14 protein-coding genes are annotated in these 19,684 nt (G+C 71.4%); 5 read left to right on the top strand and 9 right to left on the bottom strand.

From position 1 onward, the window contains the following. Positions 1–91 precede the first annotated feature (91 nt). Complete coding sequence (locus ACZ3TI_RS07080) at positions 92–949, top strand: helix-turn-helix domain-containing protein (protein WP_465724275.1); 858 nt, start codon at positions 92–94, stop codon at positions 947–949. 223 nt (positions 950–1,172) lie between these two features. On the opposite strand, the gene yjfF is transcribed toward ACZ3TI_RS07080, so the two are convergent. The 4 genes from yjfF to ACZ3TI_RS07060 form a co-directional block, all read right to left on the bottom strand. Then, positions 1,173–2,150, bottom strand: a complete 978-nt coding sequence (gene yjfF, locus ACZ3TI_RS07075) for a galactofuranose ABC transporter, permease protein YjfF (RefSeq protein ID WP_465724274.1) — start codon at positions 2,148–2,150, stop codon at positions 1,173–1,175. Continuing rightward, a complete protein-coding gene (locus tag ACZ3TI_RS07070) occupies positions 2,147–3,286 on the bottom strand; it encodes an ABC transporter permease (RefSeq protein WP_465724272.1) in 1,140 nt (379 codons plus the stop codon). The genes yjfF and ACZ3TI_RS07070 overlap by 4 nt, the downstream gene beginning before the upstream one ends. Positions 3,287–3,436: 150 nt before the next feature. Continuing rightward, positions 3,437–4,987 (bottom strand): sugar ABC transporter ATP-binding protein, encoded by a 1,551-nt coding sequence (locus tag ACZ3TI_RS07065; protein WP_465724270.1) that lies wholly within the window; start codon positions 4,985–4,987, stop codon positions 3,437–3,439. Between the two features lie 105 nt (positions 4,988–5,092). Next, positions 5,093–6,073, bottom strand: a complete 981-nt coding sequence (locus ACZ3TI_RS07060; RefSeq protein WP_465724268.1) for an ABC transporter substrate-binding protein — start codon at positions 6,071–6,073, stop codon at positions 5,093–5,095. Between the two features lie 417 nt (positions 6,074–6,490). Between ACZ3TI_RS07060 and ACZ3TI_RS07055 the strand changes: the two genes are divergently transcribed. Beyond that, the gene (locus ACZ3TI_RS07055; protein WP_465724266.1) at positions 6,491–8,659 is read left to right on the top strand and encodes a glycoside hydrolase family 9 protein; all 2,169 of its coding nucleotides are present in this window, start codon (positions 6,491–6,493) and stop codon (positions 8,657–8,659) included. A gap of 150 nt (positions 8,660–8,809) precedes the next feature. Here ACZ3TI_RS07055 and ACZ3TI_RS07050 read toward each other — a convergent pair whose 3' ends face one another. The 5 genes from ACZ3TI_RS07050 to ACZ3TI_RS07030 form a co-directional block, all read right to left on the bottom strand. Continuing rightward, complete coding sequence (locus tag ACZ3TI_RS07050; protein WP_465724264.1) at positions 8,810–10,159, bottom strand: extracellular catalytic domain type 1 short-chain-length polyhydroxyalkanoate depolymerase; 1,350 nt, start codon at positions 10,157–10,159, stop codon at positions 8,810–8,812. A gap of 99 nt (positions 10,160–10,258) precedes the next feature. Next, positions 10,259–12,619 (bottom strand): beta-xylosidase/alpha-l-arabinosidase, encoded by a 2,361-nt coding sequence (locus ACZ3TI_RS07045; protein ID WP_465724895.1) that lies wholly within the window; start codon positions 12,617–12,619, stop codon positions 10,259–10,261. Positions 12,620–12,627: 8 nt separating this feature from the next. Further along, complete coding sequence (locus ACZ3TI_RS07040) at positions 12,628–13,446, bottom strand: carbohydrate ABC transporter permease (protein ID WP_465724262.1); 819 nt, start codon at positions 13,444–13,446, stop codon at positions 12,628–12,630. Next, positions 13,446–14,408, bottom strand: coding sequence for a carbohydrate ABC transporter permease (locus ACZ3TI_RS07035; RefSeq protein WP_465724260.1), 963 nt, complete (start codon positions 14,406–14,408; stop codon positions 13,446–13,448). The genes ACZ3TI_RS07040 and ACZ3TI_RS07035 overlap by 1 nt, the downstream gene beginning before the upstream one ends. Positions 14,409–14,419: 11 nt before the next feature. Then, on the bottom strand, positions 14,420–15,712 hold the full coding sequence (locus tag ACZ3TI_RS07030) for an ABC transporter substrate-binding protein (RefSeq protein WP_465724258.1): 1,293 nt from the start codon (positions 15,710–15,712) through the stop codon (positions 14,420–14,422). A 154-nt stretch (positions 15,713–15,866) separates the two neighbouring features. On the opposite strand from ACZ3TI_RS07030, the gene ACZ3TI_RS07025 reads away from it, so the two are divergent. The 3 genes from ACZ3TI_RS07025 to ACZ3TI_RS07015 all read left to right on the top strand — a co-directional run. Then, on the top strand, positions 15,867–16,892 hold the full coding sequence (locus ACZ3TI_RS07025; RefSeq protein WP_465724256.1) for a LacI family DNA-binding transcriptional regulator: 1,026 nt from the start codon (positions 15,867–15,869) through the stop codon (positions 16,890–16,892). Between the two features lie 538 nt (positions 16,893–17,430). Then, entirely contained in the window at positions 17,431–18,903 is a 1,473-nt protein-coding gene (locus ACZ3TI_RS07020; RefSeq protein WP_465724254.1) for a glycoside hydrolase family 10 protein, read from the top strand. 77 nt (positions 18,904–18,980) lie between these two features. Further along, on the top strand, positions 18,981–19,684 hold a 704-nt coding region (locus tag ACZ3TI_RS07015; protein WP_465724890.1), incomplete at its 3' end, for an RICIN domain-containing protein.

Here is a 19,684-nt window from a genome sequence, read left to right as displayed (position 1 = left end):
CGGTTTTCACCCTGGGCGGACTCGTCGGAGCTCGCGGCCCGGACACCGGACGCGGGCGCGGGAGCGGGCGCGGCCGTGGTAGAACTCGGCCATGGACACGGCCCTCGCCCATCTCGACGAGCCTCCCGGCCTGGCCGCCGTCGGCATCGGTGTGCACGGCTGCGCCGGCCCGGTGGACGTGTTCTCGCTGCCGAACCTGTGGCAGCTGCATCTCTACGGCTACGCGGCCGACCTGACGGTGGACGACACCGCCCACACGATCCGTCCGGGCCGGGTCAGCCTCATTCCGCCCGGCACCACGGTGACGTACCGCTACCGGGGCCGCTCCGAGCACCTGTACGTCCACCTGCGCCTCGGAACGGCCGGCGCACCGCTCAGCATCCCGGTGATCCAGGACGCCGGAACCGAACTCACCCCGCTCGCCGCGCAGTTGCACCGCGCGCTTTCGGCCTGGCCGCACTCCGCGGCACGGGCGACGGCCGAGGTCTGGGCCGCACTGTGGCGGGTGGCCCAACTGGCCCCGCCACGCACGGGCGGCGCCTCCCCGACCCATCCGGCGGTCGCGACCGCCGTGGCGATGATCGAGTCGCGCCTGGCCGAGCCGCTGAGCGTGGCGGAGATCGCGAAGGCGGCGGGCGTCTCGCACAACCACCTGACCAGGCTCTTCCGCGCCGCCACCGGGACCACCGTGGTCGGCTACCTCCGCGCCCGACGGATGGAGCGGGCCCGCCACTTCCTGCGGGACACCACCCTGTCCATCCCCGCCATCGCGGCGTCGGTCGGAATACCCGACCTCCAGGCCTTCAACAAGGCGTGCCGCCGTGCCCTCGGGGCCTCCCCGCGCGGCATCCGCGACGGCCTGAACGGCGTCCCCCGCGGATCGCGCGGGAGCGTGCCGATCGGGGCCGGCGGCAACCGGTCGGCGCCGGGCGAGGAGGGATCGGCGTAGTTCCTCGGCGCCGACTGACCGCCGCCACCCCGAAGGCCCTGCCCGTACGCGACGACCGACCAGAGGAGAGGCACGCCCTGCGTCGACGGCCGGCCCCGTCGGCCATCCGCGCGGGACCGGTCCGAACGGTACGAGGCGGGGGTGCTCGCGCGGCCCGCCGCACCGAACGAGCCGCCCGGCCACGCGTGGTGGCCGGGCGGCGGCAACGCCGGTCAGGGGCGTCTCACGGTCGGGGGCGGCGGGTGGTGATCAGGCGTTGCAGGACGATGAAGACGAACAGCAGGGCGCCGATGACGATGCGGGTCCACCAGGAGCTGAGGGTGCCCTGGAAGCTGATCACGGTCTGGATCAGCCCGAGCACCAGAACGCCCAGCAGAGTGCCCAGCAGGTAGCCGGAGCCGCCGGTCAGCAGGGTGCCGCCGATGACCACCGCGGCGATCGCGTCGAGTTCCAGGCCCACCGCGTGAAGGCCGTAGCCGGACAGCATGTAGAAGGTGAGCAGGACACCGCCGAGCGCGGAGCAGAAGCCGCTGATCGCGTAGACGGTGGTTCTGGTGCGCTGGACCGGCAGGCCCATCAGCAGTGCCGACTGCTCGCTGCCGCCGAGCGCGTACACGTTGCGGCCGAGCCGGGTGTGGTGGAGCACCACGAATCCGACGGCGACCACCAGCAGCGCGATGACCGCGCTCGGCGAGACGAACAGGCTGCCGAGCGGGATCCGGGTCTGCGCCATCGCGGTGTACTGCGGGTCGGTGATGGAGATCGAGTCGATGCTGATCGTGTAGCACAGGCCGCGGGCCAGGAACATGCCGGCCAGGGTGACGATGAACGGCTGGATCTCGAAGACGTGGATGACCCAGCCCATCAGCCAGCCGCCCGCGGTGCCCATCAGCAGGACCAGCGGGATCACCAGCAGCGGCGGCCAGCCGTGCTGCTCGACCAGCCAGGCGGAGACCATGGTGGACAGCGCCACCACCGCGCCGACCGACAAGTCGATGCCGCCGGTCAGCACGACGAAGGTCATGCCGACCGCGACGACCAGCAGGAAGGCGTTGTCGATCAGCAGGTTGAGCACGACCTGGCCGGAGAAGAAGCCGTCGTAGCGCACCGAGCCGACGCCGAACATCGACACCAGCAGGACCGCGGTGACCAGCAGCGGGATCTGCCCGCGCAGGCGGGTCAGCAGGGCGTTGGCCGTCATTCGCCGACCTCCCGGTCGATGGGGGCCGCGGCGAGCGGCCGGTCTGTGGGGGCCGCGGCGAGCGGCCGGTCTGTGGGCGCCGCGGCGAGCGGCCGGTCGGTGCGCCGGGCCCGGGCGGCGCGGGCGGCGAGCTTGGTGCGGAAGGCGGGCGACTGGATCAGGCAGACCGCGATCACCACGAAGGCCTTGAACACCAGGGTGGTCTCCGGCGGGATGCCGATGGTGTAGACGGTGGTGGAGAGCGTCTGGATGATGAGCGCGCCCAGCACGGTGCCGCCGATCGAGAACCGGCCGCCGTTCAGCGAGGTCCCGCCGAGCACCACCGCGAGGATGGCGTCCAGTTCGATCCACAGCCCGGCGTTGTTGCCGTCGGCGGCCGAGACGTTGGAGGACACCATCAGTCCGGCCAGCGCGGCGCACAGCGCGCTGAACACGTAGACGAGGGCCACCAGCCGCACCGCCCGGATGCCGACCAGGCGGCTGGCCACCGGGTTGCCACCGACGGACTCCAGCAGCAGGCCGAGCGCGGTCGCGCGGGTGAGCAGGACGGTGGCCAGCACCACCAGGGCGCTGAGCAGGATCGCGAACGGCATGGTCAGCCAGTAGCCGCCGCCGATCAGCTTGTACGGATCGCTGGTGACGGTGATGATCTGACCGTCGGTGATCAGCTGGGCCACGCCGCGCCCGGCGACCATCAGGATCAGGGTGGCAACGATCGGCTGGACGCCGGCCTTCGCCACCAGCACGCCGTTGGTGACGCCGAGCACCAGCGCGCTGCCGAGGGCGATGGCGGCGGCGGTCAGCACGGTGCCGACGCTGCCCGGGTCGGCAGACCGGCTGATGTGCAGGCAGGCCAGGGCCCCGGAGATCGCGACGGTCGAGCCGACCGACAGGTCGATGCCGCCCGTGGCGATCACCAGGGTCATGCCCAGGGAGACCAGGATCAGCGGGGCGCCGAAGTGCAGGATGTCGATCAGGGAACCGTAGAGGTGGCCGCCCTGGACGTGGACGGCGAAGAAGTCGGGGGTGAAGGCGAGGTTGGCGACCAGCAGGACGGCCAGCACCGCGGCCGGCCAGAACAGCCGGAACCGGGTCATCGCCTTCACCGGGCGGCGCACCGCCGTTGCCGTGCTCATGCGCCCACCTCGCTCCGCTCGGCGGAGGCATTCGCCCACGCGCACCTCTCCATGATTCGCTCGCTCCGCTCGCTCATGCGCCCACCTCGCTCCGCTCGGCCGAGGCATTCGCCCACGCGCACCTCTCCATGATTCGCTCGCTCCGCTCGCTCATCGGTCCGCTCCGCTCGCGATGGTGGCCATGAGGCGCTCCTGGGTGAGTCCGCCGTCGTTGTCGAGTTGCGCGACCATCCGGTGGTCGCGCAGCACGGCGACCCGGTGGCTGAGCCGCAGCACCTCCTCCAGTTCGGCGGAGATGAACAGCACCGCCATGCCGTCCTCGGCGAGGTTGGCCACCAGCTTCTGGATCTCGGCCTTCGCCCCGATGTCGATGCCTCGGGTGGGTTCGTCCAGGATCAGCAGCTCGGGGTCGGTGATCAGCCAGCGGGCGAGCAGCACCTTCTGCTGGTTGCCGCCGCTGAGGTTGCGCACGAGCGCCTCGGGGTTGCCGGGGCGGATGTCCAGGGCGCGGATCCAGCGCAGCGCGTACTCGTCCTGCGCGGTGCGTGAGAGGGGACGGACCCAGCCCCGGGCGGCCTGCAGGGCCAGGACGATGTTCTCCCGGACGGTCAGTTCGCCGACCAGGCCCTCGGTCTTGCGGTCCTCGGAGCAGAACGCGATGCCGCGGGCGATCGCGTCGCGCGGGCTGCGCAGGACGGTCTCGGCGCCCTTGATCCGCAGGGTGCCGCCGTCGCTCTGGTCGGCGCCGAACAGCAGCCGGGCGGCCTCGGTCCGCCCGGAGCCCAGAAGCCCGGCCAGTCCGATCACCTCGCCCGACCGGATCTCCAGGTCGTACGGCTCGACGGCGCCCCGGCGGGTCAGTCCGTCGGCCTGCAGGAACGCCGCCGCGTCGGCCGGTGCGGCGTGCTCGCGCCGCGTGTCCTCGTCGAGGCGCTCGGGGCCGGAGTGTCCGGCGAGTTCCGCGAGTTCGGCGAGTTCGGAGCCGATCATCCGGGAGACCAGTTGGACCTGGCTCAGCTCGCCGGTCAGGTACTCGCCCTCCAGCCGGCCGTTGCGCAGCACGGTCAGCCGGTCGCAGATCTCGTAGACCTGGTCGAGGAAGTGCGAGACGAACAGGATCGCCACGCCCTGGTCGCGCAAGCGCCGCATGACGGCGAAGAGTTGGCGCACCTCGTCGCGGTCCAGGCTGGAGGTCGGCTCGTCCAGGATCAGCACCTTGGCGGAGACTCCGACCGCGCGGACGATGGCCACCAGCTGCTGGACGGCGATGGAGTGGCTGTTCAGCGGCGTGCTGACGTCGATGTCCAGGTCGAGCTCGCGGACCAGCTCGGCGGCCTGACGGCGCATCGTGGCCCAGTCGATCAGGCCGAAGCGGCGGGGCTCCCGGCCGATGAAGATGTTCTCCGCGACCGACAGGTTCGGGCAGAGGTTCACCTCCTGGTAGACCGTGCTGATGCCGGCCTGCTGGGCCTGCAGCGGCCCGGCGATCCGCACCGGGCGGCCGGCCAGCACCACTTCGCCGGCGTCGGCCGGGTGGACGCCGGTGAGCACTTTGATCAGCGTGGACTTGCCGGCGCCGTTCTCCCCCATCAGGGCGTGCACCTCGCCGGGGAAGAGCCGGAAGTCGACTCCGTCCAGCGCCACCACCCCGGGGAACTCCTTGCGGATCCCCCGGACTTCCAGGACCGGTTGCTGCCGCACCCCGGATCTCCTCTCGTGTGTCCCGGACGCGTCCCGCCCTCGGGCGGTCCGGTCCGGACCGTGCGGGGCCTGAGCACAGGAGCGGCCCCGCACGGCCGGTGCGGGTCAGTACTGGCGGTTCGGCAGGGCCGCGGTGGCCTGCTCGGGGGTGAAGGTGCTCTCCTCGGTCTTGATCCGCCGCGGCACCTGCTCACCCGCCTTGACCTTCTTCGCCAGGTCCATCAGCTGGTCGCCGAGCAGCGGGTTGCACTCGACATCGAAGTTGATCTTTCCCTGACTCATCGCGGTGAAGGCGTCCTTGACGCCGTCCACCGAGACGATCTTGATGTCGGTGCCCGGCTTCTTGCCGGCCTCCTCGATCGCCTGGATCGCGCCGAGCGCCATGTCGTCGTTGTGCGCGTACAGCACGTCGATCTTCGACTGGGACTTCAGGAAGGCCTGCATGACCTCCTTGCCCTTGGCGCGGGTGAAGTCGCCGGTCTGCGAGGCGACCACCTTGAACTTGGGCTCGCCCTTGACGGCGTCCGCGAAACCGGCCTTGCGGTCGTTCGCCGGCGCCGAACCGGTGGTGCCCTCCAGCTGGACGACGTTCACGTCACCACTGGCGGCCGCGTACTCCTTGACCAGCCAGTCGCCGGCCTTCTTGCCCTCCTCGACGAAGTCCGAGCCGAGGAAGGAGACGTAGAGCGACTCGTCCTTGGAGTCCACCGCACGGTCGGTCAGGATGACCGGGATGTGCGCGTCCTTGGCCTCCTTCAGGACGGTGTCCCAACCCGACTCCACCACCGGCGAGAAGGCGATCACATCGACCTTCTGCTGGATGAACGAGCGGATCGCCTTGATCTGGTTCTCCTGCTTCTGCTGCGCGTCGGAGAACTTCAGCTCGATGCCGGCCTTCTTCGCCGCCTCCTGGACCGACTTGGTGTTGGCGGTGCGCCAACCGCTCTCCGCGCCGACCTGGGAGAAGCCCACGACGAGCTTGTGGCCGGAACCCTGGCCGGCCGAGCCTCCGCCGCCGGAACCACAGGCGGCGAGGACGGCGACCATCGCACCGGCGACCAGGACCGACGCAACTCTCTTGGACATGTGGGGACTTCCTCTCGGGATCGTCGATCGCACGGACGGCGGCAACGGCCCGCGTTCACGGGGTGGGGCGAGACGACTGGGGGCCGCGGTGCGGCCCAGGGGCGGCGCGCCACCACTCCGTCCATCCGGGCGCGGTGGTGACGCTTGTTGCGTTTGAGTCGAGATTGTTAACGCTAACAATCGGGGCGACAAGACCCGCCCCCGCCCGTTACTCAATCTTGACCTGCGGCGCGGCGAGGTCCTGGCCAATTTCCGGTCTGTTACCGCCTCTTGACGCTCCGATGGCCGGGCTGGCTTCATGTGGACGATGGGAGCGCTCCCATGCACCGGCTCCCGTGCACCGGGCTCCCGTGCTCCGCCTCCCCCGTGTGTTCAGGGCCCCACCCCCGTGTCCCCTCCGAAGGAAGGCTCCCACCCATGCCTCCCGTTCTCCCCGGCTACGGACTGCCCCGGCGCGCTGCCGCCGCGCTGACCGGCCTGACCCTGGCCGCAACCGGGCTGAGCGCCGCCGCGTTCGCCCCGGCCCCCGTCGCCGCCGCCACCCCCACCGCTCACCCGGTCGCCGCAGCCGCCGAGTTCCCCGTCCGCGTGAACCAGCTCGGCTACCTGCCGGACGGCCCCAAGCGGGCCACCGTGGTCAGCTCGGCAACCGCCCCGCTCGCCTGGCAGCTGCGCGGCGCCTCCGGTGCGCAGGTCGCCGCCGGCACCACCACCGTGGTCGGCGCCGACCGGGCGTCCGGCCAGTCCACGCACCTGGTGGACTTCGGCGCGTACACCGGCACCGGCACGGGTTTCACCCTGGTCGTGGACGGTTCGGCGAGCCACCCGTTCGACATCTCGGCCACGCTGTACGACGGGCTGCGCGCCGACAGCATGTCGTTCTTCTACCAACAGCGCAGCGGCATCGCCATCGACGCGGCCCTGGCCGGCGGCGCGTACGCCCGCCCCGCCGGCCACCTGGGGGTGGCGCCGAACAAGGGCGACACCAGCGTGCCGTGCCAGGCCGGCGTGTGCGACTACCGGTCGGACGTCCGCGGCGGCTGGTACGACGCCGGCGACCAGGGCAAGTACGTGGTCAACGGCGGCATCGCGACCTGGGAGCTGGTCAACTCCTTCGAACGGGCCCGGCGTTCGGGCGACGCGGCGGTCCTCGGTGACTCCACGCTGCGCGTTCCCGAGCGCGGCAACGGGGTGCCGGACCGGCTGGACGAGGCCCGCTGGGAACTGGACTTCCTGCTGCGGATGCAGGTCCCGGAGGGCAGGCCGATGGCCGGAATGGCCTTCCACAAGGTGCACGACGCGCAGTGGACCGGCCTGCCGACCCGGCCCGAACTCGACGACCAGCAGCGTGAGTTGCACAAGCCCTCGACGGCCGCCACACTCAACCTGGCCGCCACCGCCGCCCAGTGCGCCCGGGTGTACGCGCCGTACGACGCCGCCTTCGCCGCCCGTTGCCTGGACGCGGCCCGCCGCGCCTGGACGGCGGCCAGGGCCAATCCGAACGTCCTCGCCCCGGCGACCGACAGCACCGGCGGCGCGTACGAGGACGCCGACGTCTCCGACGAGTTCTACTGGGCGGCGGCCGAACTCCTCGCCACCACCGGCGAGTCGCAGTACCGTGACGCGGTCACCTCCTCGCCGCACCACACCGCGCCGGCCAACGCGTTCTGGTGGGGCGGCACCGCGACGCTCGGCCGGATCACCCTGGCCACCGTGCCCGGCGTGGCCCTGCCCGCCGCCGACGTGGCCCGGCTGCGCGGCCTGCTGACGTCGGCCGCCGACGGCTACCTGTCCACCATGGCCGGACAGGGCTACGCGGTGCCGATCCCCGCCGACGGCTACGTGTGGGGCTCCAACAGCGCGGTCGCCGACAACGCGATGGTGATGGCGGTCGCCTACGACCTGACCGGCGCCGCGCGCTACCGGACCGGCGCGCTGGAGACGATGGACTACCTGCTGGGCCGCAACGCCCTGGACCGCTCCTACGTGTCGGGCTACGGGGAGCGGGCCTCCGAGAACCAGCACCACCGGTTCTGGGCGCACCAGAACGACGCCTCGCTGCCGCACCCGCCGGCCGGCTCCTTCGCGGGCGGCCCCGACGCCGCCCTGGAGGACCCGGTGGCGAAGGAGCGACTGGCGGGCTGCGCACCGGCGGCCTGCTACGTCGACGACATCGGCTCGTACTCGACCAACGAGGTCGCGATCAACTGGAACGCCTCGCTGGCCTGGCTGGCCGCGTTCGCCGCCGAGCGACGCACGTCGGCGCCCACGGCGTCCTGCTCGGTGGCGTACGCGATCGACAACGCGTGGGGCAACGGGTTCACCGCCACCGTGACCGTACGGAACACCGGCACCTCGACCGTCTCCGGCTGGACGCTCGGCTGGAGCTTCCCCGGTGACCAGCGGATCTCCACCGCCTGGAACGCGACGGCGAGCCAGTCCGGCGCCTCCGTGACCGCGCGGGACACCGGCTGGAACGGCACCCTGGCACCGGGCGCGGCCACGAGCTTCGGCTTCCAGGCGACGTACTCCGGCGCCAACCCGGCGCCGGCCCGGTTCACCCTGAACGGCGCCGACTGCGTCTGAGCCCGCCCTACCCGGCTGCCCGCCGCACCGTGAGGGTGCGGCGGGCAGGCCGGTTCGGGGAGCCCACCCGGGGACGGGAACGAGCGGCGGCGGGACTCCGTCACGATCGGGCGGTCGCAGCCGGGCGCGCAGGGAGTCGCGCGCCCGGTGTCATCCCAGCTTCCACTGCTGGTTGCTGCCGCCACTGCAGGTCCACAGCTGGACCGGCGTGCCGTCGCCGGTGGCCAGCCCGGCCACGTCCAGGCAGAGCCCCGACTGCACCCCGGTGACCGTGCCGTTCGGGTTCAGCTGCCACTGCTGGTTGGCCTGGCCGTTGCAGGACCAGACGATCGCCTTGGTGCCGGGGCTGGTGCCGTGCGCCTCGGCGTCCAGGCACAGCGTGCTGCCGCCCACGGTCACGGTCAGCTGGTTCGACGCCGTACGGGTCCAGGTCTGGTTCGCACCGCCGTTGCAGGCGCGGATCTGCTGCTGCGTGCCGAGCGTCGTGCCGTTCGCGTCGGTGAGGCACTTGCCCGCGGCCACCGCCTTCAGCGCGCCGGTCGTGCCGCCGCCGGACGTCCCCCCGTCCAGGCCCATGAAGTGGACGGCGGTGGCCGCCATGGCCGTCCCCTGCACCGGCAGTTGATGCCCGGCCCCGGCGATGCTGTACGCCTCGACCTGGGTGACGCCGGCGCTGTTGTCGTACCGGGTGCGGTTCCAGTTCGCGGCAGGGGTGTCGGTGGCCGACGGGGTCTGGCTCACGCCGAGGACGTCGGTCCACTCCTTGATCTCTTCACCGAGGTTGTTGTGGCTGAGGATGGTGTCGGCGGTCCCGTGCCACAGCTGCACCCGGGGACGCGGACCGGTGTAGCCGCGATCGGCACCGCGCACCAGATTGCCCCACTGCTGCGGGGTCATGGAGACCTGGCCCTGGGCACAGGGGCCGTTCCAGCCGCGGACGGTGCCGGTGTAGAAGCAGTGGTACGGCACGCCCATGAACGCCGCGCCCGCCTTGAACACGTCGGGGTAGTCGGCGAGCATCACATTCGTCATCATCCCGCCCGACGACTCCCCGGTCACGTACACGGCGTCGGCGTTGCCGCCGTAGTGCTGCTCCGTGTAGGTGATCATCGACATCAGCCCGACCGGGTCACTGCCGCCGTTGCGGGTCAGCGCCTGGTCGGAGGAGACGTCCCAGCAGCTCCCGCTGGGGTTCGTCGAGGGGTAGATGACGAGGAACCCGTACCGGTCGGCCAGCGACCCGAAGTCGGTGCTGGAGTACATGTAGGGCCCGGTCCCCTGGCATCCGTGCAGGGCCAGCAGGATCGGCGGGTTGGGCCTGACGTTGTTCGGCACGTACAGGTGCATCAGCAGCCCGGTCGGGTTGGTGCCGAAGTTCGTGATCTGGGTCAGCGACGCGGCGGCGGCCTGCGGGGCCGCCTGCAGGCTCAGGCCGACCGCGAGGCCGAGCGCGGCGAGCAGGCCCAGTAAGCGGGACGTGAACGAGCGGAAGCGGAACACGGGCTCTCCGTTCGGGTGTGTCGTGGGTGGGAAGGTGGGTGCGGTGCCATCGCCTGCGGTGCGCACCCCCTTCGGTGCGCACCCCCGGGGGTGTCCGGGTCAGGCGGAGTGGAACGTGGGGTGCAGGCGCCGGGTGTGGTCCAGGACGCGGACCGGCCCGTCCAGCCGGACGGTCGCGGTGAGCCGGATGTCGGTGCTGGAGGCGGCGACGCGCAGCTCCAACTCCCCCGGCTCCACGATGCGCCGCCCGTCGCGCCCGGTGAACGACGCGAGGTCCGCCGGGACGCCGACCCGGAGCCGCGTCTGCGTGCCCGCGGCGAGGGTGATCCGCCGGTAGCCGATCAGCCGCTGCACCGGCTGGACCACGCTGGCGACCGGGTCGTGCAGGTAGAGCTGGACGGTCTCGCTGCCGGTCCGGTCGCCGGTGTTGCGCAGGGTGAAGGCGAGGCCGACCACCCCGTCGGTCGCGGTGGTGGCCTGCTCCACCTCGAGGTCGGTCCAGGCGAACGTCGTGTAGCCGATGCCGTGCCCGAACCCGAACGCGGGGGTGGGGTCGGTGCTGGAGACCTCGCTCGGACCGGCCAGCCGGGCGGCGAGGTAGGTGGAGGGCTGGACGCCCGGGCGGGCCGGGATGCTGACGGGCAGTCGGCCCGAGGGGTCGGTCCGGCCGCTGAGCACGGCGGCGATCGCCTCGGTGCCGGCCTCGCCGGGGAAGAAGGTCTGCACCAGGGCCGCCGCCTCGGTCACCGCACGCCCCAGCGCGTAGGGTCGGCCGGCCAGCAGCACCGGCACGACCGGCGTGCCGGTGTCCAGCAGCGCGTCGAGCAACTGCTGCTGCACGCCCGGAAGCCCCAGGGACTCGGCGTCGCAGCCCTCGCCGCTGGTGCCGCGCCCGAACAGGCCGGCCCGGTCGCCCAGGGCGACGATCACGACATCGGCGCGCCGGGCCGCCTCGACGGCCTCGGCGAAGCCGGAGGTGTCGGACCCGTCGATGCTCGCCCCGGCCGCCGTCCGGATCTCGCTGCCGGGGAACTCCGCCGCCAAGGCCTGCCGCAGCGTGGGCAGTTCGATGCCGATCGGCACGTCGGGGTGCTGGCCGCCGACGTGCACGGGGAAGGCGTAGCAGCCGAGCACCGAGGTCGGGGTGTCGGCGTTGGGGCCGATCAGCGCGATCCGGTGGGGGTGGCGCAGCGGCAGGGTGCCGTCGTTGCGCAGCAGCACCACGGCCCGCTCGGCGATCTCCCGGGCCAGGGCGCGGTTCTCCGGGCCGTCCAGGTCGACCGAGCCCCGCAGCCTTCCCGGATCGTCGAGCGGGCGGCCGGAGAGCGCCGCCGGGACGGCGTCCCAGTCCTCGTCCAGCAGGCCGAGTTGGGCCTTCTGCACCAGCACCCGGCGCAGTGCCCGGTCGACCAGCGCCTCGGGCACCGTCCCGTCCTCGACGGCGCGCAGCAGCGGCTCGCCGAAGGTCTTGACGGTCGGCAGCTCCACGTCCACGCCACTGGCGAGGGCGAGGGCCGCCGCCTCGGCCCAGTCCCCGGCGACGCCGTGCAGCAGCTTGAGGAAGGCGATGCCGAAGTAGTCGGCGACCACCGTCCCCTCGAAGCCCCAGGTGTCGCGCAGCAGTCCGGTGAGCAGCGCCTCGTCGGCGGCCGAGGGGACGCCGTCGGTGTCGGTGTAGGCGTGCATGACCGACCGGGGGCGGCCCTCGCGCACCGCCATCTCGAAGGGCGGGAGGATGACGTCGGCACGTTCGCGGGCGCCCATGCCCACGGGGGCGAGGTTGCGTCCGGCGCGCGAGGCGGAGTAGCCGGCGAAGTGCTTGAGCGTGGCCACGATGCCCGCGGACTCCAGGCCCTGGACGTAGGCGGTGGCCACCGTGCCGACCAGGTAGGGGTCTTCGCCGATGGTCTCCTCGACCCGGCCCCAGCGGGCGTCGCGGACGACGTCGAGGACCGGGGCGAGGCCCTGGTGGACGCCGACCGCGCGCAGGTCGCGGCCGATGGCGGCGGCCATCCGCCGGATCAGGTCCGGATCGAAGGTGGCGCCCCAGGAGAGCGGCACCGGGTAGGCGGTGGCGCCCCAGGCGGCGAACCCGGCCAGGCACTCCTCGTGCGCGAGGGCGGGGATGCCGAACCGGTTGGCGGCGGCGATGCGCTGCTGGCTGCGGGCGAGCGAGAGCGCGCCCAGCGCCGGGTCGACCGGTGCCGTGCCGAATGGCCGGGTCAACTGGCCCAGTCCGGACGGGAGCAGGTCGTCGAGGTCGGGTGCCTCCTCCATGTCGTGCTGGTGCGGGGCGACGTCGCCGCCCTCGTCGGAGGCGCCGACCCAGACGCCGACGAGCTGGGCCAGTTTCTCCGGCAGCGTCATCTCGGCGATCAGGGCGTGCGCGCGTTCCTCGGGGCTGAGCGCGCGGTCGCGCCAGCGGTCGGTCGGGTCAGCGGACGGGGCGGCGAGGTTCATGTTGCCGGTCACTTTCCTCCGACGCCCATGAGGCCCTGGACCAAGGCACGTCGGGCGAACAGGTAGACGACGAAGACGGGGAGCATCGACAGCACGACGGCGCTGAGCAGGCCGGGCACGTCGACACCGTGCTCGGTCTGGAAGTCGTACAGGCCGAGGGTGATGACCTTGGTGCCCTCCGACTGGGTGAGGATCAGCGGGAACAGGAAGCCGTTCCACGCCTGCAGGGCGGCGAAGACCACGACGGACGACAGTCCGCCCCTGGACAGCGGCAGCACCAGCTGCCAGAACACCCGCCACGGCGAGGCGCCGTCCATGGCCATGGCCTCGTAGAGCTCGCCGGAGATGTCCCGCATGGCCCCGGTGAGGACCAGCGTGCACACCGGCAGGCAGAACGCCGCCGTGGGCAGGATGACGCCGATCAGGTGGTCGTAGAGGCCGGCCTTGCTGATCACGTAGAACATCGGCACGATCACGGCCTGCGCCGGGATCGCCAACCCCAGCAGGAAGATCCGGAAGACCGTGCCGATGGTCCTGCCCCGGGCCCGCACGATGGCGTAGGCGAGCGGGGGCACCACGAGCAGCACGATGGCGACCACGCTCACGGTGACCACGAGCGTGTTGAGGAAGTCCCGGCCGAAGCCGTTGGAGAAGTCGTCGACGTAGTTCTGCAGGGTCAGCTCGGAGGGGAAGGTGAGCGGCCCCTGCGAGGAGTAGTCGGAGCGGGTCCGGAAGGTGGAGATCAGCAGGACGTACAGCGGGAAGCCCACCAGGGCCAGCCAGACCAGCGAGCCGAGCCCGGCGAGGTGGTTGGGGCGCCGGCGCATCACAGTCCCTCCGTGGTGCTGCGCATCCTGTCGTAGCCGGACAGGCGCACGACGGCGAGCGAGATCAGCGTGGCTGCCACCACGAGGACCAGGGCGATCGCCGAGCCCGCGCCGAAGTCGAAGCTCTTGAAGGCCTGTCGGTACATGTAGTAGGCGCTGTTGGTGGTGTCGGTGCCGGGACCGCCCTGGGTGAGGATGAGGACGGTGTCGAAGGTGGTGAGTCCGCCGACCACCATCAGGATCATCGAGGTGATGGCGGTGTTGCGCAGCTGCGGCAGGGTGATGTGGAGGAACTGCCGCACCTTGCCCGCGCCGTCGATCGACGCGGCCTGGTAGAGCACCTGCGGGATCGCCCGGGCGCCGCCCTGGTAGAGCAGCGCGTGCATGGGCGTCCACTGCCACATGCCGACGAAGGTGAGCACCGCGATGGCGCTTCCCTGACTGCCCATCAGGTTGCCGTCGCCGAAGAGCCATTCCAGCTCCGAGGGCACGCCGAAGTTGGGATCCAGGATGGCGCGCCAGACCACCGAGACCGCGGTCGCGGACAGCAGCAGCGGGACGAAGAAGATCGCGGACAGCACGGCGCGGTTGCGCTGGTGGCCGGCCGCCCACACGCCCAGCAGGATGCTCACCGGGGTCTGCACGACCACGCCGGCCGCGGTCAGCAGCAGGGTCAGCCAGATGCTCTGCGTCATCACCGGGTCGTGCAGCAGTTTGGTCCAGTTGGCGAGGCCGTTGAACGTCGGGGCGTCGACGCCGTTCCAGCTGGTGAAGGAGAGCACCGCCACCAGCACCAGCGGCACGATCGCGAACAGCAGGAAGAACACCGTCGCGGGCACCGCCCAGACGAGGCCCGGACGGGTCACCCCGACGCCGGTCCGACCCGCCGCCCGTGGGCGGGGAACCGGACCGGCGCCCCGCCGGCGGCGGCCGGAGGCGGACACGAGGGAGGAAGCACTCATGGCGGTTCCCCTCAGGAGGCGGGCAGGGCCTGCATGGCCTTGACGAAGCCGTCCACGTCGAGCTTGCCGTCGAAGAACTGCTGGACGGCGGTGTGGATCGGCGTGTTGGCGGCCGGCGGGTACGCCTGGTCCCAGGACAGCTGGAACGAGGGGGCGGCCTTGACCAGGTCGTACTGGTACTTCGAGTAGTCGGGGTTGGCCGCGGTGCCGAGGAACTGCTCGGTGTTGGTGGTGGTCGGCAGGTTGCCGATCGCCAGCTGTGCCTTGACGAACTCGTCGGAGTACATGAGCTTCAGGAAGGCTGCCGCCGCCTCGGGGTGCTTGCTCTTCTTCAGCACCGAGTAGAAGTTGTTCGTGTTGCCGACCACGTTGGCCGGGTCGCCCTTGCCGCCGGGGATGCCGGGGAACGCGCCGTACCCGAGGTTGCCCTTGGCGAAGTCGGGGTCGGCGTCCTGCTGGGTGGCGTACTCCCAGGAACCCATCAGCTCGAAGGCCGCCTTGCCCTTGGCGAGCAGCGCCGGGGAGCCGCCGTCGGTGAACTTGACCGAGTCGAAGTTCGAGCCGAACGCGCCGGCGTCGACCAGCTGCTTGAGCATGCCCAGGGCCTTCTTCGCGTCCTCGCTCTCCCAGGCGCTCTTGTCGCCGGACAGCGCCTTCTGGAACAGCTCGGGGCCCGCGACGCGGTCGAAGACGTACTCGTACCACATCAGGGTCGGCCACTGGTCACCACCGCCGAGGGCGAACGGGGTGACGCCCTTGCCCTTGAGCACCCGGACGGCGTCGAGCAGGTCGTCCCAGGTCTTGGGGACCTTCAGGCCCGCGTCCGCCAGCACCTTCTTGTTGTGGAACAGCAGCACGGGCTGGGTGCCGCGCATCGGGATGCCGTAGGACTTGCCGTCGATCACCGCGGTGTTGAACACCGAGGGCAGGAAGTTGCTCTTCAGCCCCGGGTCCGCGGCGATCATGTCGTCCAACGGAAGCAACAGGCCGGACTTCACATAGGGCTGGATGCTGCCGCCGCCCCAGTTGAAGAAGACGTCCGGCGCCTGCGGGGTGTTGATGACGGTGTTGAGCTTGGCCTGGTAGTCCGCGCCGGGGATGGTGTCCAGGACGGCCTTGACCTTCGAGCTCTTGTTGAAGGTCTCGACCAGTTGCTTCTCGACCTTGTTGCTGGCGTCCCCGTAGACCAGCACGTGGATCGTGCCGGAGTCCCCGCCGGCGGAGGACCCTCCACTGCCGCAGGCGGTCATCCCCACCACGGCCACGGCCAGACCGAGCGCACCGACTAACGCGCGTCGCTTCATCAGCAGTCTCCTAAAGTTTCGATCCGCTTCTCGAAATCCACGCTGCGCCGGACGCTAGGTTGCGGAGACGTTTCGGGTCAATCCCTCGTACCGACGGTTACTGAAGCGTGATGCGTCAACTGCCCCTGCGCCGCCCGTGGCCTATGCTGCGTCCATGGAAAAGGGCGATGAACTGGGGCGGGTGACACTGGCCGACATCGCGCGCGAGGCCGAGGTCTCCGTTTCGACGGTTTCGAAGGTGCTCAACGGCCGCACCGATGTCTCGGCGCCCACCCGCGTCCGCGTCGAGAGGATCCTGCGCGCCCACGACTACCGGCGCGCCGCGCGCAGCAGCGCCGAGGCGCCCCTCGTCGAGATCGTCTTCCACGAGCTCGACAGCCTCTGGGCGATGGAACTCCTGCGCGGCGTCGAGGCCGTGGCGAGCGAGCACGGCGCGGCGATGGTGGTCACCCGCAGCGGTTCACGCCACGCACCGGGACCGGAGTGGATCGACGCGGTGCTGCGACGTCGTCCCCTCGGGGTGGTCCTGGTCTTCTCCAGCCTGCCGCCCGAGCTGAAGCGCCAACTGCGGGCGCGGTCCATCCCGTTCGTGATCATCGACCCGGCCGGCAACCCCGATCCGGACGTGCCCTCGGTGGGCTCGGCGAACTGGGCCGGCGGTCTCGCCGCCACCCGGCACCTGATCGAACTCGGCCACCGGCGCATCGCCATCGTCACCGGCCCCGCGGACACCCTCTGCTCGCTGGCCCGACTGGACGGCTACCGCTCCGCGATGTCCATGGCCGGACTGGGGGTCGACCCCGCCCTGACCGCCTTCGGCGACTTCCACGCCGAGGGCGGATTCGCCCGCGCCAAGCGGTTGTTGGAGCTCCCGAAGCCGCCCACCGCGATCTTCGCCGGCAGCGACCTGCAGGCGCTCGGCGTCATGGAGGCCGCCCGGGTCCGTGGACTGCGCGTGCCCGAGGACCTGTCCGTCGTCGGCTACGACGACCTGGACATCGCCCAGTGGAGCAGCCCCGCGCTCACCACCGTCCGCCAACCCCTGCGCGAGATGGGCGAACAGGCCACCCGTCTGATCCTCGCCCTGCGCACCGGGGAGGCCCCGGCCACCCCCACCCGGCTCGAACTCTCGACCACCCTGGTGGTGCGTTCCAGCACCGTGCCGCCCGGCCGGCGCTGACCCGGGCACGGTCCGACCGGCCGAGCCGGTACGGCCCGGGCCTTCCCGCGGTCACGGCTTCCGAAACTTTCGAAAGGGGTCCTTGCCGCAGCACGTGCCGCTGGACCGCCCGCGCTCGCCGCCACCAGGGCCGACACCGCCCGATGGCCCGATTCGCCGGTGCGAGAGCACGCCGAACATGTCGAAGTTTTGACCGAAAGCGTTGACAGCCTCTCGGAGCCGGGCCAACACTGTCGCCGTCGACAAGTCCGAACTGCGACCTCGGTTCCGGGTCGTGTTCGTCAACCACCGTCGGGGTCAGCGGCGTTGGTGACAGGTCGATTCCGTGCACCGCCTCCGCGACGCCGTCAGGCACCTGCTGACGACGCGCATCGCCTTGCCTGAGGGCCGCCTGGGCATGTCGGTCAGAGCGCGCCTTCGCGTGAATTGTTAGCGCTCACAGGCGTGTCGACACGTCAGGACGAGCCCTCCCGTCGGGACGAAGCGCCGGCCACACCGGCGCGGAGGCCATCCCCCACCCAAAGGAGCACGATCCGTCATGTCATGGCTCACTCAAAAGAAACGTCCCCGCAAGGTCCTGACGGCCGCCGCGTGCCTCGCCGTCAGCTCGGTAACGGTCATCACCGCGGGCTCCGCCGCCCACGGCGCCGGGGCGAGCACGCTGGGTGCGGCGGCGGCCGGCAGCGGCCGCTACTTCGGCACCGCGGTGGCCGCGGGCCGGCTCGGCGACTCGACGTACTCCACCATCCTCGACCGGGAGTTCAGCACGATCACCCCGGAGAACGAGATGAAGTGGGACACGACCGAGCCCTCCCGGGGGTCGTTCAACTTCGGCCCCGCCGACACGATCGTCAACCACGCCGGCGCACACGGCCAGAAGATGCGCGGCCACACCCTGGTCTGGCACTCCCAACTGCCCGGCTGGGTCCGCTCCATCAACGACGCCACCACCCTGCGCAACGTGATGAACAACCACATCACCCAGGAAGCCACCCACTACAAGGGCAGGATCTACGCCTGGGACGTGGTCAACGAGGCCTTCGCCGACGACGGCAGCGGCCGCCACCGCAGCTCGGTCTTCCAGGACGTCCTCGGCGACGGCTTCATCGAGGAGGCCTTCCGCACCGCGCGCACCGCCGACCCCGCGGCCAAGCTCTGCTACAACGACTACAGCATCGAGAACTGGTCGGACGCCAAGACCCAGGGCGTCTACCGCATGGTCAAGGACTTCAAGTCCCGCGGCGTCCCGATCGACTGCGTCGGCTTCCAGAGCCACTTCGGTGCCGGCGGCCCCCCGGCCAGCCTGCGCACCACCCTGGCCAACTTCGCCGCCCTCGGCGTGGACGTCCAGCTCACCGAACTCGACATCGCCCAGGCCCCCGCCAACGCCTACGCCGACACCGTCCGGGCCTGCCTCGACACCCCCCGCTGCACCGGCATCACCGTCTGGGGCATCCGCGACAGCGACTCCTGGCGCACCGGTGAGAACCCGCTGCTGTTCGACGGCAACGGCAACAAGAAGGCCGCCTACGGCGCGGTGCTCACCACCCTCAACGGCGCCGGCGGCGGCACCCCGAGCGGGGACATCGTCTCCGGCGCCGTCTACACGCTCTCCGCCGCCGCTGCCGGGCGCGTCCTCGACGAGCCCGCCGGCCAGAACGGCAACGGCACCCCGCTCCAGGTCTGGGACGCCAGCGGCGCCGCCAACCAGCAGTGGCGGGCCGACCGCAACGGCGACGGCACCTACACCCTGACCAACCTCGCCAGCGGCCGGGTCCTGGACCAGCCGGGCAGCCAGACGGGCAACGGGACGAGGATGCAGGTCTGGGACGCCAACGGCGGTGCCAACCAGCACTGGAAGGCCGCCCGCAACGGCGACGGCACCTACACCCTGACCAACGTCGCCAGCGGCCGCGCCTTGGAGACCCCCGGCGGCCAGACCGGCAACGGCACCCCCGTCCAGATCTGGGACGCCACCGGCGGCGCCAACCAGCACTGGAGCTTCAAGTGAGCCGCCCGCGGGTGTCCCGCCCGCGTTCGTCCGTGGTGCTCACCGCCGTGGTGGCGGCCGTGGCGGCCTTGGCGGCGATGCTCGTCGCCGGTCCGGCGGCCCAGGCGGCCACCAGCGGTGCCCTGCGCGGTGTCGGGTCCGGCCGGTGTCTCGACGTGCAGAACGCCGGCCAGAGCGACGGCGCGTCCGTGCAGATCTGGGACTGCTCGAACGGGACCAACCAGCTGTGGACGGCCACGTCCGGCAACCAGCTCACCGTCTACGGCGACAAGTGCCTCGACGTCCCCGGCCACGCCACCACGGCCGGCACCCGGGTGCAGATCTGGACCTGCAGCGGCGGCGCCAACCAGCAGTGGCGGGTGAACGCCGACGGCACGGTGGTCGGCGTGGAGTCCGGGCTGTGCCTGGACGTCAGCGGCGCCGGCACCGCCAACGGCACGGTGGTGCAGATCTGGACGTGCAACGGCGGCAGCAACCAGAAGTGGACCGGCCTGTCCTCCACTCCGCCGGGCGGGTCCTGTGCCCTGCCGTCGACGTACCGCTGGTCCTCGACCGGTGCGCTGGCGCAGCCGGCGAACGGCTGGGCCTCCGTGAAGGACTTCACCAACGTGGTGTACCAGGGCAAGCACCTGGTCTACGCCTCGAACGTGAACGGCTCCTCGTACGGTTCGATGGCGTTCGCTCCGTTCACCAACTGGTCGGACATGGCCTCGGCCCCCCAGACCGGGATGAACCAGAACGCGGTGGCACCCACCCTGTTCTACTTCGCGCCCAAGAACAT

The sequence above is a fragment of the Kitasatospora sp. NPDC023120 genome, assembly GCF_055560835.1.
This window is presented reverse-complemented; position numbering and strand designations above follow the sequence as displayed.

Excerpts from the sequence above, each read along its gene's own strand:
- ACZ3TI_RS07025 (WP_465724256.1), top strand. The coding sequence starts at position 15,867 with ATGGAAAAGGGCGATGAACTGGGGCGGGTGACACTGGCCGACATCGCG.
- ACZ3TI_RS07060 (WP_465724268.1), bottom strand. The coding sequence starts at position 6,073 with ATGTCCAAGAGAGTTGCGTCGGTCCTGGTCGCCGGTGCGATGGTCGCC.
- ACZ3TI_RS07080 (WP_465724275.1), top strand. The coding sequence starts at position 92 with ATGGACACGGCCCTCGCCCATCTCGACGAGCCTCCCGGCCTGGCCGCC.
- ACZ3TI_RS07035 (WP_465724260.1), bottom strand. The coding sequence starts at position 14,408 with ATGAGTGCTTCCTCCCTCGTGTCCGCCTCCGGCCGCCGCCGGCGGGGC.
- ACZ3TI_RS07030 (WP_465724258.1), bottom strand. The coding sequence starts at position 15,712 with ATGAAGCGACGCGCGTTAGTCGGTGCGCTCGGTCTGGCCGTGGCCGTG.
- ACZ3TI_RS07045 (WP_465724895.1), bottom strand. The coding sequence starts at position 12,619 with ATGAACCTCGCCGCCCCGTCCGCTGACCCGACCGACCGCTGGCGCGAC.
- ACZ3TI_RS07040 (WP_465724262.1), bottom strand. The coding sequence starts at position 13,446 with ATGCGCCGGCGCCCCAACCACCTCGCCGGGCTCGGCTCGCTGGTCTGG.
- ACZ3TI_RS07020 (WP_465724254.1), top strand. The coding sequence starts at position 17,431 with ATGTCATGGCTCACTCAAAAGAAACGTCCCCGCAAGGTCCTGACGGCC.
- ACZ3TI_RS07055 (WP_465724266.1), top strand. The coding sequence starts at position 6,491 with ATGCCTCCCGTTCTCCCCGGCTACGGACTGCCCCGGCGCGCTGCCGCC.
- yjfF (WP_465724274.1), bottom strand. The coding sequence starts at position 2,150 with ATGACGGCCAACGCCCTGCTGACCCGCCTGCGCGGGCAGATCCCGCTG.
- ACZ3TI_RS07070 (WP_465724272.1), bottom strand. The coding sequence starts at position 3,286 with ATGAGCACGGCAACGGCGGTGCGCCGCCCGGTGAAGGCGATGACCCGG.